Origin of the sequence: Porphyrobacter sp. AAP60, assembly GCF_001296025.1 — a bacterium.
Taxonomy (GTDB): domain Bacteria; phylum Pseudomonadota; class Alphaproteobacteria; order Sphingomonadales; family Sphingomonadaceae; genus Erythrobacter.
Genome location: NZ_LJHV01000015.1, coordinates 21,910 through 39,345, shown reverse-complemented (window position 1 = coordinate 39,345; position 17,436 = coordinate 21,910). Strand labels below are relative to the sequence as shown.

General features: G+C 65.1%; 14 protein-coding genes. 5 read left to right on the top strand and 9 right to left on the bottom strand.

Going from position 1 to position 17,436, the window contains the following annotated elements; all coding sequences use genetic code 11:
• Positions 1 to 675 (bottom strand): hypothetical protein (locus IP79_RS15545; RefSeq protein WP_197273813.1); only part of this gene is annotated, 675 nt, incomplete at its 3' end.
• 54 nt (positions 676 to 729) lie between these two features.
• Here IP79_RS15545 and IP79_RS12365 point away from each other — a divergent pair.
• Positions 730 to 3,000, top strand: a complete 2,271-nt coding sequence (locus IP79_RS12365; protein ID WP_054119616.1) for a putative bifunctional diguanylate cyclase/phosphodiesterase — start codon at positions 730 to 732, stop codon at positions 2,998 to 3,000.
• A gap of 65 nt (positions 3,001 to 3,065) precedes the next feature.
• Positions 3,066 to 4,685 carry a hypothetical protein gene (locus tag IP79_RS12360; protein ID WP_054119615.1) on the top strand — a complete coding sequence of 540 codons (1,620 nt, stop codon included), beginning with the start codon at positions 3,066 to 3,068 and terminating at the stop codon, positions 4,683 to 4,685.
• Here IP79_RS12360 and IP79_RS12355 read toward each other — a convergent pair.
• The 7 genes from IP79_RS12355 to IP79_RS12325 all read right to left on the bottom strand — a co-directional run bounded on the left by IP79_RS12355 (position 4,682) and on the right by IP79_RS12325 (position 12,147).
• Positions 4,682 to 5,656: a hypothetical protein gene (locus IP79_RS12355; RefSeq protein ID WP_054119614.1), complete on the bottom strand. Its 975-nt coding sequence runs from the start codon at positions 5,654 to 5,656 to the stop codon at positions 4,682 to 4,684. The genes IP79_RS12360 and IP79_RS12355 overlap by 4 nt on opposite strands.
• Complete coding sequence (locus IP79_RS12350) at positions 5,653 to 6,744, bottom strand: GNAT family N-acetyltransferase (RefSeq protein ID WP_054119613.1); 1,092 nt, start codon at positions 6,742 to 6,744, stop codon at positions 5,653 to 5,655. Before IP79_RS12350 ends, IP79_RS12355 begins: the two co-directional genes overlap by 4 nt.
• Positions 6,741 to 7,877, bottom strand: coding sequence for a hypothetical protein (locus IP79_RS12345; protein WP_054119612.1), 1,137 nt, complete (start codon positions 7,875 to 7,877; stop codon positions 6,741 to 6,743). The genes IP79_RS12350 and IP79_RS12345 overlap by 4 nt, the downstream gene beginning before the upstream one ends.
• Positions 7,874 to 8,749: a HesA/MoeB/ThiF family protein gene (locus IP79_RS12340; RefSeq protein ID WP_054119611.1), complete on the bottom strand. Its 876-nt coding sequence runs from the start codon at positions 8,747 to 8,749 to the stop codon at positions 7,874 to 7,876. Before IP79_RS12340 ends, IP79_RS12345 begins: the two co-directional genes overlap by 4 nt.
• A gap of 8 nt (positions 8,750 to 8,757) precedes the next feature.
• Positions 8,758 to 9,699: a hypothetical protein gene (locus IP79_RS12335; RefSeq protein WP_233994199.1), complete on the bottom strand. Its 942-nt coding sequence runs from the start codon at positions 9,697 to 9,699 to the stop codon at positions 8,758 to 8,760.
• 88 nt (positions 9,700 to 9,787) lie between these two features.
• Positions 9,788 to 10,810: a LacI family DNA-binding transcriptional regulator gene (locus IP79_RS12330; protein WP_054119610.1), complete on the bottom strand. Its 1,023-nt coding sequence runs from the start codon at positions 10,808 to 10,810 to the stop codon at positions 9,788 to 9,790.
• A gap of 8 nt (positions 10,811 to 10,818) precedes the next feature.
• Positions 10,819 to 12,147 carry an MFS transporter gene (locus IP79_RS12325; protein ID WP_054119609.1) on the bottom strand — a complete coding sequence of 443 codons (1,329 nt, stop codon included), beginning with the start codon at positions 12,145 to 12,147 and terminating at the stop codon, positions 10,819 to 10,821.
• 177 nt (positions 12,148 to 12,324) lie between these two features.
• Here IP79_RS12325 and IP79_RS12320 point away from each other — a divergent pair, with 177 nt between their 5' ends.
• The 3 genes from IP79_RS12320 (at position 12,325) to IP79_RS12310 (ending at position 16,835) form a co-directional block, all read left to right on the top strand.
• The gene (locus IP79_RS12320; RefSeq protein WP_054119608.1) at positions 12,325 to 14,787 is read left to right on the top strand and encodes a TonB-dependent receptor domain-containing protein; all 2,463 of its coding nucleotides are present in this window, start codon (positions 12,325 to 12,327) and stop codon (positions 14,785 to 14,787) included.
• A 93-nt stretch (positions 14,788 to 14,880) separates the two neighbouring features.
• Positions 14,881 to 15,978: a glycoside hydrolase family 68 protein gene (locus tag IP79_RS12315; RefSeq protein WP_082337202.1), complete on the top strand. Its 1,098-nt coding sequence runs from the start codon at positions 14,881 to 14,883 to the stop codon at positions 15,976 to 15,978.
• The gene (locus tag IP79_RS12310) at positions 15,978 to 16,835 is read left to right on the top strand and encodes an ROK family protein (RefSeq protein WP_054119607.1); all 858 of its coding nucleotides are present in this window, start codon (positions 15,978 to 15,980) and stop codon (positions 16,833 to 16,835) included. Before IP79_RS12315 ends, IP79_RS12310 begins: the two co-directional genes overlap by 1 nt.
• Here the strand turns inward: IP79_RS12310 and eda are convergent.
• A complete protein-coding gene (gene eda, locus IP79_RS12305) occupies positions 16,827 to 17,435 on the bottom strand; it encodes a bifunctional 4-hydroxy-2-oxoglutarate aldolase/2-dehydro-3-deoxy-phosphogluconate aldolase (RefSeq protein WP_054119606.1) in 609 nt (202 codons plus the stop codon). The genes IP79_RS12310 and eda overlap by 9 nt on opposite strands.
• Between the last annotated feature and the right edge of the window lies 1 nt (position 17,436).

Here is a 17,436-nt window from a genome sequence, read left to right as displayed (position 1 = left end):
GGGAATGGCAACGGCGGCGGGAACGGCGACGGCAATAACGGCAACGGGAATGGCAACGGCGGCGGGAACGGCGACGGCAACAACGGCAACGGCAACGGGAACGGCAACAGCGACGGCAATAACGGTAATGGCGGCGCGGATGACAATGGCGGCGGCAATGGCAATGGCCGCGACGATGATGGTGACCGCGACGATGATGCTGATCGCGATGACGACGGCGACGGCAATGGCAATGGCCGCGACGATGATGGTGACCGCGACGATGATGGTGATCGCGACGATGATGGTGATCGCGATGACGACGGCGACCGCGGCAACGGCAAAGGCAACAACGGCAACGGCAACGGCAATGGCGGCGGAAACGGCAACGACGGCGGCAACGGCGGCGGAAACGGGAACGGTAACGGTAACGGGAACGGTAACGGGAACGGGAACGGCAATGGTGGCGGGAACGGCAACGGCACTGGCACCGGCAATAGCGGTTTTGGTCTCAGCCTTGATGATGCGCGTTTTGCCAACCCGAAGTTCGACATCATGGGAGGCGATGAAGGCAATGCGAGTCTGATCGGCGGCGGCGCTGTTGACGCGCCCCGCAACTTTGGCCCTGCCGATGGAATGCGGGATGCTGCGCCTGCTTCCCGCGGTCGTTCGCTGAACCCGTGAACCGGTAGGCATCGGCTCTTGAGTTCTTTTCGGACTTCTCTTCCGGAACTGCCGGATTCGCTTTGGTTGAGAGCTGCAGGCACGCTCGCGCTTGCCGTGCTGGTGGCGCTGGCGGCGGTGGCGGGATCGTTTCGCGGGGCCGGGCACCGGCTCGATGAACTGTCCTTTTCCGTGCTCGACCGGCCTGCTTCGGGGCAGGTGCATGTGGTTGAAATGGATGCAGCCAGCATGGCCGCGATCCAGAGCTGGCCATGGCCGCGCGATCACTATGCGCGGCTCGTCGATCAGCTTGATGCAGCTGGCGTGCGATCCATCAGTTTCGATGTCGATTTTTCCGGGGCCTCCGATCCGGCCAAGGATCGCGCTTTCGGCGACGCCATTGCCGCTGCCCAAGCCACTGTGGCGCTGCCGACCTTTGCCCAGAAAGTCGGTTTCAATCAGGTGCGCGAGCTTGATACCCTTCCCATCGCTCCGCTGCGCGCCGAGGCCTATCTCGCTTCGGTTTCGATTTCTCCCGACCGTGACGGCTTTTTGCGGCGGATGCCGCTGGGCACCATCACCGCCAGCACTGCCCGGCCATCGATTGCAGCCTTCGTTGCCGGACGCTCCGGCGTAGTGGGTCCGAGCTTCCCGATCGATTACGCGGTCGATCCCGCATCTATCCCGCGGCACAGCTTTATCGCCATCGAACGCGGCATGTTTCGGCCTGAAGCGCTAAGAGACAAGGACGTGATCGTCGGAGCGACAGCGGTGGAAACGGGCGATCGGTACCTGGTGCCGCGCCACGGGGTGATCCATGGCGTGATCGTGCAGGCGTTGGCTGCAGAAACGCTTGGCGCTGCCGTTCCCACCTATGGCGGATGGGTTGCACCGCTGGGTCTGGCGACAATTGTCGCTTTGCTATTCAGCGGCGCGCGCCGGCGTCTGTGGGTGGTGCAACGCGCTGCGGCCGGAACGATCGCGCTGCTGGCGGTGTGGATTGCGGCGCGGGTATTGGGTGCGGTGTGGTTTGAAGTCATCCCGGCGTTGACCCTGATTGGCGCGGCCGCTGTCTTGCGTCTGGCAATCCTTACCAATCGCTTTGCCGAACTCGGCCGCCGGATGGACGCCGAAAGCGGCCTGCCCAACCGGCTGGCGCTGGATGCGCAGCGCGAAACCGGGGGCGATCGCTATGTCATCGCCGCGCAGATCGACGATTTCGACGCGCTCAAGCTGGCTGTGGGGGCGGAAAACGTCGGCGAACTGCTGCGCCGCCTGGTGGAACGCCTGACTGTCGCGGCCTCGGCGACAACGGTTTACCGCATCGAAGACCGCACTCTGGTATGGCGCACGCCGCTGGAGATGAACGAGCTGGAACCGGTGATGGCCGGGCTCAGGGCGATCATGCGCAGCCCCTTCGAAGTGGCCGGTCGCAAATTGGGCGTGTCCTTTACCTTCGGGGTCGCCGCTGCCGGGGCGCCAGGCGCTACGTCCAACGCGGCCCACGCGGCAGCGCAGGCCAAGCGAACGGGCAAGCCATGGCGCTTTCATGCCGATGGCGAGGGCGAGACAGCGGCGGAGCACTTCTCGCTGCTGGGCGAACTGGATGATGCGCTGCGCGATGGCGATATCATGGCGTTTTACCAGCCGAAACAGAACCTTGCGACCGGCCGCATCGATGCTGTCGAGGCGCTGGTGCGGTGGCGCCACCCGGTGCGCGGGATGTTGCCACCCGATTTCTTCATCCCGGTAATCGAGGAATCGGGCCGGATCGACGATTTGACGCTGGGTGTGCTGGCGATCGCGATCGCGGATATGCGCAAATGGTGCGAACAGGATCTTGTGATCGGCGTGGCGGTCAACATTTCGGCCGGGCTGCTGACATCGGACAGTTTTGCCGCCAAGGCGCTGGCACTGGTGGCGCGCGCAGGGGTTCCGGCGCAGCGACTGACCTTCGAAGTGACCGAAAGCGCCCAGTTCGAAGATACCGAAAAGGCCATCGCTGTGCTGGAGACGTTCCGCGCAGCAGGCATCAATATCTCGATGGACGATTACGGCACCGGGCAATCGACGCTCAACTACCTCAAACTGCTGCCGGTGACCGAGTTGAAGATCGACCGCAGCTTTGTGCAGCACGCCCACATTGATCGCGGGGATGCGATGCTGGTGCGGTCAACCGTGCAGCTGGCGCACGAGCTTGACATCAAGGTGGTGGCCGAGGGGATAGAGGACGCGGCCTGCCTTGCCTTCCTGAAGGCCATCGGCTGCGACTATGCCCAGGGCTATTTTGTCAGCCACCCCCTGCCAGCCGACGAACTGGCTGCTCTGGTCAGCCAACCTGCCGGGATCGCTGCCTGAAAGGCGGGGGCCGCAGGACCAGGCCGGGCTTGATTATCCCGCGCCGCCGGATCAAACGGGTACCGATGGCAACGGGCAGACGCGCTTTCCGCATTGCTGGCGCAGCCGTTCTCGCCGCGGTGCTGGCGCTCGGCGGATATGCGGTGGTGGGCGCGCGGCATGATGGTGCGTCGCTGGCGCGGCCCGCTCTGAACCCGGCTGCGCCAGAAACGACCATGGGCGCGGCGGCGTTTATCGGCGCAGGCTTTGGCGGGATATCGCTCGGCGCGCTGGAAACCAATGCGATCCCGTGGAAGCTGACTGCCGCAGCGCTGGTGCTGGACGAACAGACACGCGATCCTGCCGCCGCCACTGATGCCGCCACCTTGCGCAAAGTGATGCGGCGTTTCGGGTTCCTCTACCCTGCACGGCTGGACGGCACGGATTTGCCCGCCGTGCCTGCTTTCAGTGAAAAACCGCTGGGGATGACCCATGGCTTTATCGCTCCGGTGGGCGGCGTACGGATCGAAGTTGCCAATCTCGGCTGCGCGGCGTGCCATGCCGGGGTTGCCTATGCGCCCGACGGCTTGCCTGACACGGCCCGCGCCGTTCCGGGGATGGCGAACACCTCGCTCGATCTGGAAAGCTACACGCAGGCGATCTTCGCCGCGCTGAACCGCCACGCAGCCGATCCGGCGCTGCTGGCGGCTGCTGATACGCTGTTTCCCGAAATGGGCTGGCAAGAGCGGGCGTCCCTGCGCTGGATCGTGCTGCCGTTGGCGCAGCGGCGGCTGAAGGATTACGGCGCGGCGGAACGGGCCTTGACATTCCCCAACGGATTGCCGGGGGCGACCAACGGCGTCGCGGCATTGAAGTTCCAGAGCGGAACACCCCTGATCGGCGGCGGAGCGGGAGAGCGCGGCTTTGTCTCGATCCCCGATCTTGGTTTGCGCCACCGCCGCAGCCGCTTGCTGGCCGATGGCGCCTATGCCACCCCTTCGGGCAAGGCCGATGCGGCAGAGCTGGCGGCGATCACGAGCTTTTTCACCGTCCCCAGCATGGGCGTGAAGCCGGAAGAGGCACAGCGCCATATTCCCGAAGCGCGGGCAATCTTCGGCTGGCTTGCGCAATACCGCCCGCAGCCCTTTCCCGGCCCGGTCGATCTGGCGCAGGCGCAGCGCGGGGCGGGTATCTATGCGAAGGGCTGCGCGGCGTGCCATGGCAGCTTCGACTGGAACGATGGCGCGCCGCTGTTGACCGATTACCCCGACTGGATCGGCGATGTCGGCACTGATCGCCTGCGTCTGGAGGTGCTCGATCCGGCGCTTGCCGAGGCTATTCGCGCATCTGCCTATCGTGATGCGATCCGTGTGCAGGATAGCGGTGGCTACGCTGCACCGCCGCTCGCCGGGGTGTGGGCCTCCGCGCCTTATCTGCACAATGGCGCGGTGCCGAGCCTTGCCGCGCTGCTCGATCCCAAGCTGCGCCCGCGACGCTTCATGGTGGGCGGCCATGCGCTTGACTGGGACAGCATGGGTATTCGGCTGACGGCGGAGGGGCGCTATCCGGCAGGCTATCGGCCTATTGCGACGCCGCAATGGGTGGATACGCGCCAGCCCGGGCTGGGCAATGGCGGGCATGAATATGGCAGCGATCTGCCTGCGGCGGACCGGCAGGCGCTGATCGCGTTTCTCAAGCTGCTCTAACTGACAAGCACCTCGCCCAGCGGCAGGCGGGCGCGGGGGAAGGGCTGGCCGCCGCGCCGCCCGATGCGGAAGGCGCTGATCAGCCGGTGACCTACGGGTACGCCGTTATCGCGGCATAGCGCGCTTGCGGTTTCGTGATGATCGGCGACCGCAGCCAGAACATTCGCGCCAAAGCCGGCGGCATCAATCGCCAGCCACAGGCGGTGGAATGCGCGCCCGCTATCGAACGGGTCTTCAACTGCGGGCCGGTGGAACAGCGCTACCCCGACTGCTTTGCCAAAGCCCTTGGCCTCGGCCAGCAGCGCAGGCGCAAGGCCCACGGCAGCGAGCGGGCGGAACAGCGGGCCAAGCACCGCGCCTGCCGCCAGCGCTTCAACGCCGGACAATTGCATCGCCGCCGCATTCAGCCCGTCACGCGCCCAATCGGGGTGGCTGCGCTTCAACCGCATCCAGTGGGTCAGTTCGGCGCGGAAGCCAGGTGCGCGCATGATCGCATAGCTCGCCGCGTCGTAGGCGGCGGCGACGGCTGCGATGGCGGCGGGATCGGTGATGATGGTGCAATCCGCGCCTGCCAGCGCCGCGGCAGCAGTGCGATCCTGCGCGGTGGGGGCAAGAAAGCTGCCCCGCCACGAGGCCCGCATCTCCAGCACAGGCAGCAGCGGATCGGGAGCAGCGCCGGGCGCGAAAGTGAGGCGAGCGACCTTACGGAAGTCCCCGTCTTCACCGTCAATCCGCTCCACCCGCGTTGCCAGCCCTTCGCCAGAGGCGGCAATCGCCGCGCCCTCGGCCGCCGCGCCAAGACTGATTGCGGCGTCATTGCCCTGCGGATCGCCCACCGCCAGCCGCCGTGATGTGTCCTCCAGCAGCACCAGCGTATCGCCATCGATCCGCCAGCGCGCAGGCTGGACATTGTGGACGCTGGGCGAGGCCGACGCCGCGCCAACCACCCGCCGCAGCACCTCGGCACTCATGCCAGCGCCTTGCGGAAGAGATTGAGCTTGTGCAGTCCGCGACCGTCCATTTTCTCGACCTGCCGCAGGCTCGCGGGGTTTTCATCCGCGATCCACGTGCCGCCGACGGTTTCGTATCCCGCGCCGCGCACCCGTTCCAGCGTATGGGCCAGCATCGCCCCCATGATACCCTGGCTGTGGGCAGCGCGGGCAACCGAATAGAAGATGATCACCGCACGCTTGCGGTTCATGCGGTAACGCAGGAAATGCCACGGCGTTGTGATGCCGAAGCGTGAACGGGTGGCTTTCAGAAAGCCGTTGAGATCGGGGATGGCGATGATCACGCCCACCGGCTCGCCATCGCGCTTCAGCACCGATGACAGGCGCGGATCGAGGATGGTGCTGAGTTCGCCCGCCTGAAACTGGAACTCATCTGCCGTCAGCGGCACGAACATCGGGTTATCGTGGAAGCCATCATTCAGCAGCAGCCGCGCTTCCTCCATTCGCTCGGGGAAGGTGCTCTTCCTGATCGGCGCGAAGGTGAACCGCGCCGGGTCAAGCGCGGGCGGGACGGGTTTGGCCTTGCGCAAATCCACTTCGAAAGTGGTCATCGGAAAGAACGGAGCAAAGCCCGCTGCCGTCAGCATGTCCGGCAGCCACGGCGCGCCCACGATCATGTCGGTGTAGGCCTGTTCGCCGAACCCTCCGGTCATCACCCCGCATTGCTGCATCGCGGTGAGGTTGAAATTGCCGACCAGTTCCGCCGTGCCATGTTCGCGGGCAAAGCCTTCTGCCGCATCCAGCAACATCTGCCCGGCTTGGCGGTCGTCAGCGCAATCGAAAAAGCCGAACTGCATCCGGTTCCAGCCCCACCGCTGGTTCGAAGCGCGGTGCATGTGGGCGATGATCCGCCCCATCGGCTTGGCCCCGCGGTGCACGGTCCAGAAGCGGTAAGGATTGCCTGCCAGCCACAGCGGATTCTTCGCCGGATCGAGCATCTTTTCGATATCGCCCTTCAATGGCGAGACATAGCCGATTTCGGGCGGATAGGCATTGAACGGCGCATCGAAAAAGGCGCGCACGTTGCCTTCATGCAATGTCAGGGTCATGCGGCACGCTCCAGCAGCCGGGCGATGATGGTAAGCTCGCCTGTCAGGCGATCGGTATCGAGCGCGCCGCCCGACACCGCAAGGAAGCGCGGCGGGTTGGCGGAGAGACGCAGCAGGTGGCTCGCCCCGTAGCGGCCCAGCAATTCGTGCGCGGCGCCGGTCAGCGTGCCGTTCATACCGCCTTCGCCCGCACACACGACCGGCATGGCGGCGAGGGCTGCGATCAGATCATCGGGCAGATCGGCAAGGGCTGCGGCGGTGACGGGGATACCGCTCGCCAGCAAGGGATGCGCGGCCAGGATCGCGGCTTCATCCGGCGCGGCGTTCGCGATGCGGGGCAGCAGGCCCTCATCGCGGCTGGCAGGATCGGCGAAGCGTTCTGCCAGCAATGCCAGCGCGGCAGCAGCGGTGGCGGTTGCGGTCAGGGCGAGGGCGACGGGAGCGGTCGCGCTGGCCAGCCATGCCCCCAGCGCCACAATCCCGCCCGCGCCCGCTGCAATCGCCAGATCGCCCAGCAACCGCAAAGGCCGGCTCGCCTCGCCCGCCAGCCGAGAACAGGCAAGCACGAAGACCAGCGCGGCAAACGGCCCGCCGCGGAACGGGAGGTCGGGGAACAGCCGTTCGAAATCCGTTGCCAGCAGCGGTACGGCCAGCGCGAAGGCAAGGGCGAGCATATCTGCCGCCCGCCGCTCGGCGAGCGAAACGGCGGTGCGCTGGCTGACAAGGTGGAGCAGCACTGCGGCCATCACCACCGCCTGAAACAGCGCCAGCGCGACGACCGCAGGCCCGGTCCACACCAGCCCGAAGGTGACCGAAAGCACCGAAAATCCGATCGCTCCGGCCAGCGCCGCCAGCTTCAGCCAGCGGGCCGCGTGACGGCGCACCAACTCCTCGGCCAGTCGCAAGGTGGCAAGCGGCAGCCAGGCGGCGACCACCATGGTGCAGGCGACGATCACGGGGGAGGGGAGGGCGACCTGCGCCAGCCGCAGCCCCAGCAGCAGCGCGATCAGGGTCAGCAACCGCCGCAGGTGCCCTGCCACCCCGCCTCCGCGCGCTGCCGCCGCCACGCCCGCCCGCGCCACCAGCGCGGCGAGCAGGCCGATCGCGGTCAGCAAGGCGCCGATTGCGGTCATTCCGCCAGCAGCTTTGCCATGAAGCGTTTCACCACCATCCGCTTCACCGCCGCCAAAGGCGCGGGCAGCGGACGTTCGGCCTTCATCGCATGCGCGTTGAAGAAATAGCCGCGATAATCGGTGCCGCCGGGGCGGTTCAGGATCACCCGGATCGCTTCTTCCGCCATCATCGTGCCCGCCATCGTCACCATGGTCGAAAAGCTGAAGCGTGACCGCTTGCCCGAAGCGACCTCGCCCGCGACATCCAGATCGACATATTTGTGGCTGGAGGAATGGACGAGGACATATTCGATCTCGCGCATCAGGCACTCCACGCCCATGTCCTTGGTGATGGCCTGCCACGGCACACCGATGGTGGGATAGGCCAGCCGTTCCTCCAGCCGCGGATCTTGGGGGCGCACCACTGTGACAGACGGCAGGGGTGAGGCATAGGCATCAATCAGCGTGCGGCCATGGCTGCGGCACTGACGGTAATATTCAGCGCCCGCCGCCGCATCATCGGTGCCGTTGATCGCGATATCGGCGCGGGGGAGGATATCGGGCAGGCGCTCGGTCCACTCCGCGCCCAGCACTTCGATCTGCAATTCGGGATTGATTTCCAGCGCCAGCCTTGCGGCGGCTTCGGCCTTCAATTCGCCAATGGTATCGGCGCGGGCGAACAGCTGGCGGTTGAGGTTCGATACCTCGAACACGTCGATATCGGCGATGACAAAGCGGCCCACGCCCGCCCGCACCAGCGCCATGAAAGCCGCGCCGCCCATGCCGCCGACGCCGGGGATGAATGCGCAGGCTTCGCGCAGCCGCGCCTGTTCCGCTTCGGTCACGAAGCCGCGGTTGCGGGTGGTCATTTCGGCATAGGTGAATGCAGTCATCTGCGGCCTCACGTTCGCGCTCTCAGGCGGCCATAGGGGCGGGTGGAATCGAGCCACTGGATCATGGGAACAAGCAGCGCGCCGGTCAGCAGCAGCACCCCCTGCAGCGCAAGCTGCGGCAAGGCACTGCGCGGCACACTGCGCGACAGGAAACGGCCCCCGGCGGCAAGATCCAGCGCGCCGATCTGCAACACATCATCGCCGCGCACATAATCCAGCTGGGTTTCGCAGAAGGCGTTGTAGGCCTCGTGGCGGTGCTTGGCCGCGACATCGAAGGTCTTTTTGAGGTTGTCCGACCCGCCGGTATAGGCGTTGGTGATCACCCCGCGATCCGCATCGAAGCCCGCATCCTCCCCCACACCAAAGGCGGCGCGGTGCTGGCGCATGATCTGGTGCGCAAGGTGCCGGTGGGTGAAGGATTGCGGGGTTGCGCCCTGCGCAGGATAGATATTGCTGAAGGTCTCCGCCACCATGCCGACCACGGCGGGCACCTGCGTGACGCTGCTGATCCACAACGGACGCATCCCCTGCCGCAGGAACAGGGCAAAGCAGGTCAGGCCGTAGAGAATCCAGCTAAGGCCGCCGCTGCGCTCGCCCGGATTGACCATCACAAGGCCCAGATGCAGCACGGCTTCCCGCTCGCCTGCGCGGATCACATCGAGCAACGGCATGGCGTTGAAGGCGACAGGCTGGCCATCAGCGGTGCGGGTGACAAGCGTGATGACACTGCGTTCCCACGCCGCGCCGTCAGCGGCGAACAACCCATAATCGAGCATCTCTCCGCCAAGGCAGGCGCGCACCACGGCTTCGCATTGCTGTTTGAGGGTCGCCAGCGCATCGACAGGCAAAGTCGCGCCGGGGCGTTCGACAATCCACACGCGGTAATCGCGGCTCGCGTTGAAGCGCACCGAAAGCGTGTCACCAGCCATCGCCTTGAAGACATGAAACACGAATGCGACCCCACCGGCATTATGCCAACGGGCCGGAAACTAGCGCAATATGGTTAAAGGACAACTAGTCTGCGGGAGAGGCTGCCGGTCACGCGGTTTCGCGGATCACCAGTTCGGGAGGGAGGACAAGGCTTTCGGTCTTGTCGCCCGCCAACCGCCGCAGCAGCAGATCGACCAGCCCGCGCGCGCCTGCCGCAATATCCTGCCGCACGGTGGTAAGCGGCGGCACGGTCTGGCGGGCGATGGGTAGATCGTCGAAACCGACCAGCCTGATATCGCCCGGAACCGCGACGCCGCGTTCGCGCAATGCCGTCAGCGCCAGCGCCGCGAGGGTATCGGTGGCGGCGAAGATTCCGTCGATATCATCGCCATGCGCGACCAAGTGGTCAGCGATTTCCTCACCCGCGCGCTCGGGCGAAAGGTGCGTCGGCAGTTCGATCATCGACGGCAGACCCATGCGGCGCACCACATCGTTGGCACCGGCAAAGCGCGCGGCAAATTCGATCGCGGTGGTATCGCCCAGAAAGGCGAGTTGCTTTGCCCCGGCAGCGATCAGGCGTTCGGCCGCCTGCCTGCCGCCAAGGCGGTTATCCGTGCCGACCACGCAATGCAGCTGGCCTTCGGTGTGGTTGCCCCACACCACCATCGGGCCATAACCATCGGCGATATCCTCGATCCGGTCGAACTGGTCGGACTGGCCGATCACGATCACGCCGTCGATCATGCCCGATCCGATGAACCGGTCGAGCCAGTCGGGATCGGTTTCCGGCACCACGCGGCGCAGCATCAGGTCATACCCCTCGCGGGTCAGTTCGTCCGCCAGAAAACCGAGCAGCGTCATGAAGAAGCTGTCGGAAATCTGCTGGCGGGTGTCATGGCCCAGCGGGATGACCACGCCGATCACGCCGGTTTTCTGGCGGCGCAATCCGCTGGCCATCTGGTTGGGGCGAAAGCCGTGTTCGCGGGCAATCGCCTCGATCTTTTCGCGGGTCTTGGCGTTGACGAGGCTTTTGCCTGCCAGCGCCCGGCTGACCGTGCCGGGCGATACGCCTGCCAGTCGCGCCAGATCGGTGATGTTGCGCACTGCGCCCTTGGTATCCCGGTCCGGCATGTCTGTCCTCAGCTTGTCGCCAGGCCTTGTTCCCGCGGTTTGCGGTGGCCGGCGTCCACCAGCAGCGTAGCCACTGCGCCCACCAGCATCAAGACACCGCCCAGCAGCAGCACATTGCGCGGATCGCCGCCCAGCAGCGGGCGATAGATCAGCGGCATGGTGAGCGTCTGGATCAGCATCGGTATCACGATGAACAGGTTGAAAATGCCCATGTAGATGCCGTTACGCTGCGGCGGGATGCAATCTGCCAGCATGACATAGGTGTTGCCCATCATCCCCGCCCAGCCGATGCCGATACCCAGCATCAGCACGAACAGCGCGGCAGGCGTACTGGCACCGGGGATCAACAGCATCGCCGCGCCCGAAGCGGCAAGACACGCCGCGTGGACATGGCGCGCACCGAAGCGGGACACCACCGGGATCAGCGTCAATGCTCCGGCAAAGGCGATGAAGTTGTACAGCGCGCCCGCCTGCTGGGTGGTCAGGGTTGCTTCGCGGAAGGCGCTGCTGGCCGGATCACTGGTGTCATAGATGCTGCGGCCCACGGCAAAGGTGATGTATTGCCAGTAAGCAAACATCGCATACCACTGGCACAGCATCGCCCCTGCCAACTGGCGCATCGGGCGCGGCATTTCGCGGATCGCATCGGCGATTTCGGCAAAGGTGGCGCGCACGGTCAGCGGCTTTGCCTCCAGTTCGGCCTGTTCGTCCGCCGTCAGCGGCAGTTCGGGCACGCGCAGTACCGACCATACTATGGTCGAGATCGAAAGGATGGCCCCGATGATGAAGGCAATCCGCACAATCACCGGAATGCCATTGGCATCCAGCACATCGCGAGCGACAAAGGCGGTCAGCAGCGACGGGGCAAGATAGGACAGCGTCTGCGCAAGGCCGGTAAAGGCGCTCTGCGTCAGGAACCCGACCGATCGCTGGTTGGCTGCCAGCCGGTCTGCCACATAGGCGCGGTATGGCTCCATCGTGATGTTGTTGCCTGCATCAAGGATCCACAGCAGACTGGCGGCCATCCACAGCGTGCTGGAATAGGGCATGGCGAACAGCGAAAGAGTGCAGATGATCGCACCGATCAGGAAATACGGCGTGCGGCGGCCCATCCTTGTATTGGTGCGATCGCTCATCGCGCCGACAATCGGCTGGATGATCAGGCCGGTCATCGGGCCTGCCAGCCACAATAGCGGCATGGTCGCCTCGTCCGCGCCCAGAAAGCCGTAGATCGGCCCCATGTTGGCCTGCTGCAGCCCGAAACTGAATTGCAGGCCGAAAAAGCCGATGTTCATTTCGATGATTCTGAGCAGCGAAAGCCGCGGCTTTTCCGTCATTTGCGCCTGTCCCCATCCTCGTGTCAGCTCGTGTCTGCGCCGTGCTGTTGCATGGAAGTTACATGAAACGTGGTCAATTGCAAACGATTGCAAGATTCCGGTTGCAAACGTTTGCAGAATAGTTAGGCCTTACTTCGTCGTCGCCAGAGAAGCGCGAGTCCGAGAGGGAGAATTACCATGAAACTGCGTACCGCGCTTTGCGCAAGCGCCGCCGTGTGCGGCCTGATCAGCCCGGCTTTGGCACAGGATGATGCCGATTCCGCTGCTGGTGTCGAAGGCAATGAAATCATCGTCACCGCTGTCGCCCGCGGGCAGAACCGGATCGAAAGCTCGGTCTCGGTCAGCACCATCGGTGCAGACACCATTGCCAACCTTGCCTCCCCGTCATCGGCTGACCTGATCCGTCAGATCCCCGGCATCCGTTCGGAAGCATCGGGCGGCGAAGGCAACGCCAACATCGCGGTGCGCGGTATCCCCGTTTCAACCGGCGGCGCACGCTATATCCAGTTGCAGGAAGATGGCCTGCCGATCCTAGAGTTCGGCGACATCGTGTTCGGCAATGCCGATAATTTCCTGCGCGCTGACCGCTCTGTCGCCCGCGTCGAAGCGGTGCGCGGCGGCTCGGCCTCCACCTTCGCGTCGAATGCGCCGGGTGCAGTGATCAACTTCATTTCCAAGACCGGCAAGGAAGAAGGCGGCGCGATCCAGGGCAGCGTCGGCCTCGATTTCGAAACCTACCGGCTTGATTTCGATTACGGCGCTCCGCTGGCCGATGATCTCTATTTCCACGTCGGCGGCTTCTACCGCACCGGCGAAGGCCCGCGCGATATCGGCTATAACGGCTATGACGGCGGCCAGATCAAGGCCAACATCACCAAGGAATTCGACGGCGGATACGTGCGTTTCAGCGCCAAGTATCTCGACGATAAAACCCCCACCATCCTGCCCCAGCCGGTGCGGGTGGGCGGCACGGGCGGCAATCCCGATTATCAGGCGATTGCCGGGTTCGATCCGCGCAGAGATTCGCTTTACAGCCCGTTCCTCACCCCGGCAGTGTCGCTGGATGGCGGTAACAACCCGGCCAGCTATGATTTCCGCGACGGCCTCAGCGTCAAGAGCCTCGCCTTCGGGATCGAAAGCGAGATCGACGTGGGCAGCGGGTGGACGCTGACCAACCGGTTCCGCTTCGCCGATAATTCGGGCAGCTTCCAGTCGCCCTTCCCGGCAGGCGCAGGCGCGGCGCAGGGCATCGCCAACGACATCGGCGGCGCGGGATCAAGCATCGTGTTTGCCACCGGGCCCAACGCGGGTTCGGTCGCCAGCCCGGCCACCATCGGCGGCAACGGCTTGCTGGCCAATGTCGTGGTGTTCAACGTGCGCCTCAACAGCCTCGACAACGTCACCAATGATTTCCGCATCAACAAGGCCTTCGACATCGGCGGCGGCACGGCCAACTTCACCACCGGTTTCTACCTGTCGCGCCAGTCGATCAACACCGATTGGCTGTGGACCAGCCATGTGCAGACGGTGCAGGGTGACGGGCAGGCGGTGCTGGTCGATATCCGCGATGCAGGCGGCAACCTTGTCACGCAGAACGGCACGGTCGGTTTCGGCGCCAGCTTCTTCGGCAATTGCTGCCGCCGGAACTATGATGTCGATTACAGCACCTATGCGCCCTTCGCCTCGCTTTCGCTGGAACTGGATCGTCTGACGCTGGATGCCAGCATCCGCTATGATTACGGCGATGCCAGCGGCACGATCACCGGATCGGACACCGGCTTTGGCGCCGGGATCGCGGCGGTCGATATTGATCGCAACGGCACCATCAGCCCGGCCGAAGCGCAAACCGCTGTGCTGCCGCTCGGCAATGCGCGGCCCGTGAATTACGACTTCGACTATTTCAGCTTCTCGCTGGGTGCGAACTACCTGCTGACCGATGATCTGGGCATCTTCGCCCGTTACAGCGAGGGCGGCCGCCACACAGCGGATCGCAGCCTGTTCTCGCCTGCGGTCAGCACTGTGGATGGCGGCTTGCCGGGCGGCGATGCGGGCGTGGTTGCCACGGTCGACCAGCTGGAAGCGGGTCTGAAGTATCAGGCCAATGGCGTATCGCTGTTTGCCACCGGCTTCTTTGCCAAGACGGCGGAAACCAATGTCGACATCGCCCCGCTGGTGCTGTTCGATACGGAATTCGAAGCCTTCGGGATCGAACTGGAAGGCGCATACCGCACCGGCCCGTTCACGCTTTCGGCAGGGGCAACCTGGACCGATGCCGAAATCAAGGACGCGCTGAACCTTGCCACCATCGGCAACAAGCCGCGCCGTCAGGCCGATCTCGTCTATCAGGCAACCGCGCAGTACAGCAGCGACATGTTCACGCTGGGCGCGAACGTGATCGGCACCACCGACAGCTTCACGCAGGACAATAATGATCTGGTGCTGCCCGGCTTCACGCAGGTCAACGCCTTCCTTGCGGTGCGCCCGATTGACCGGATCGAACTGGGCCTGAACGCGCAGAACCTGTTCAACGTGACCGGTTTTACCGAGGCGGAAGAAGGTTCGATCCCCGGCAACGGCATCGTGCGCGCGCGCTCGATCGCCGGACGCACGGTGATGGCTTCGGTGCGGTTTGATTTCTGATCGCCGCACTGCACTAAAGAGGCTGGCCGCCAATCTCTCCCCCCGGCGGCCAGCCTTGTTTTTCGGATTGATTGAACGGGACGGATTGCAGCCATGACCAGCGCCTGGACGGCCGAACATGTTCGCCGGATTGCCCCGGATGCGGCTGTTCTGGTCGCACCCGTCAATGAGGCAGACCGGTCGGGCCTCGATCCGGCGCGGCTCTATTGGGACATGTGGCCGCTGCAGGATGCAGGCGGCCAGCGCACGTTATTAGCCGGGCGCGAGATGTGGATGGCCCTGACCGCGCCCGACCGCGGCGATCCGGCGCTGCGCCATTTCGAAGCGAAGATCCACTGGATCGAACGGCGCCCCAATGCTTTGGGCGACGGCTGGATCGATTGCGGCCCTGTGCTGCCCGATTTTGCCGTGACCTACGAACGCGAATGGGCCGGTTCGGCGCTGCTTGATCAGGGCGTGGTCACGCTGTTCTTCACCGCCGCGGGCACTGCCGACAGGGCAGGGGGTTACCAGCAGGAATTGTGGCAAGCGCAGGCGCCCATCGGCGATGACGGGATGCCGGGCGCGTGGTCCGCCCCTGCGCCGATGATCACCGGCTACGCCCCGCATTACATGCCGGCCGACGCGCATGAGGGCGAAGCGGGCAAGATCAAGGCGTTCCGCGATCCCGCCTATTTCCGCGATCCGGCCGACGGCACCGAATATCTCGCCTTCACCGCTTCGCTCAGCCAATCGGATAGCGCCTTCAACGGGGCTTTCGGGTTGGCAGCCAGAGGCCCGCTAGGGTGGGTCTTGACCCCGCCTTGCCTGCACGCAGACGGCGTCAACAACGAGCTTGAGCGGGCGCATCTGGTGTTTCACGTGAAACATTACTACGCCTTCTGGTCGACGCAGACGGCCACTTTCGCGCCGGAACTGCGCCATGCGCCGGGGGGCTTGTACGGGATGGTGGCAGATTCGATGCAGGGGCCGTGGCGGCCGCTGAACGGCACCGGACTGGTGCTCGCCAATCCTGAAGACCGCCCGCAGCAGACCTATAGCTGGTATGTCGATGCCAGCCTGACGGTGTGCAGTTTTGTCGATGTAATGTCAGATGGCAGCTTCGGCGGGGTGCCTGCGCCGCTTCTGCAACTGGAACTGGAAGGCGACCGGTCGCGGGTCAGGGCCTTGCAGCCCGAAAGCGCCGCCTGATGCGCGGCGGGATCGAGGCCGGGGGCACGAAATTCGTGCTCGCCGTCGGCCCTTCGCCGCAGGAAATCACCGCGCGCCACACCATCCCAACCCGCGATCCGGCGATTACCTTGCCAGAGGCGGCAGACTGGTTTGCAGGCCACGGCGTGATCCGGTCGCTGGGTATCGGCAGTTTCGGGCCGGTTGAACTGGATGCAAACTCCCCGCGCTGGGGCTTCATCACCAATACCCCCAAGCCGGGCTGGTCGGAGTGCGATCTTGCCGGGTTCTTCATGGACCGGCTGGGCGTTCCGGTCGGCTTCGATACCGATGTGAACGCGGCGGCCATGGCAGAATATGCCGCTTCGGGCAGGGCGGGCGGGGGGCTTGCCTATCTCACCATCGGCACCGGGATCGGCGGCGGGCTGGTGCTGGATGGCAAGCCTGTCCACGGCATTGCCCACCCGGAAATGGGGCACATCTTCCCCCGCCGGTCATCCGGGGATCGCGATTTCCCCGGCATCTGCCCGCATCATGGTGACTGTCTTGAAGGCCTTGCCAGCGGCCCGGCGATTGCCGCGCGCTGGGGCGCTTCACTGTCCGATTTGCCCGCAGACCACGCGGCGCACGCGATCATCGCCGATTACATCGCGCAGGCCTGCCACATGCTGTTCGCCAGCACTGCCGTGGGCGAGATCGTGATCGGCGGGGGGGTGGCGAACACGCCCGGTCTGGTCGAACGGGTGGCGGCCCGTGCGCGGGAACTTGACGCAGGCTACCTTCCCGGCGGCCAGCGCCACCGCATCATCCGCCCACGGCTGGGCGGCGATGCCGGAATCACTGGCGCGCTGATGCTGGCCGAAAGCGTATTAGCGTAAGCCGAAGGCCTCACGTGCCAGCGCTTCGATTGCCGGCTTGTCCGGCGCGCCTTTGGGCGAAACCCAGCTACCGCCGACACACAGAACGGGATCGAAGGCGAGCCATTCGGCCGCGTTGTCCAGACTGATCCCTCCGGTGGGGCAGAAGCGGACGCTTCCGAACGGCGCGGCGAGCGCCTTCAGCGCGGGCAAGCCGCCCGCTGCCATCGCCGGGAAGAACTTGAAGCGATCAAGGCCCAGATCCATCCCGCGCATGATGTCGCCCGCATTGGCGATACCGGGCAGGAACGGCACGCCTGCCGCGATTGCCGCCTTGCCCAGCGGCTCTGTCAGGCCGGGGGAGACGATGAATTCGCTCCCCGCCTCCAGCGCCGCGTCCAGCTCGCGCGGATTGGTGACCGTGCCCGCGCCGACAATCGCGCCTTCGACCTGCTTCATCGTCCTGATCGCGTCCAGCGCGGCAGGAGTGCGCAGCGTGACTTCCAGCACCCGCAGCCCGCCCGTGACCAGTGCCTCGGCCAGCGGAACGGCGTGGGCGACATCGTCGATCACGATCACCGGGATGACCGGCGCGGTGCGCATGATGGCGTCGATATTCATG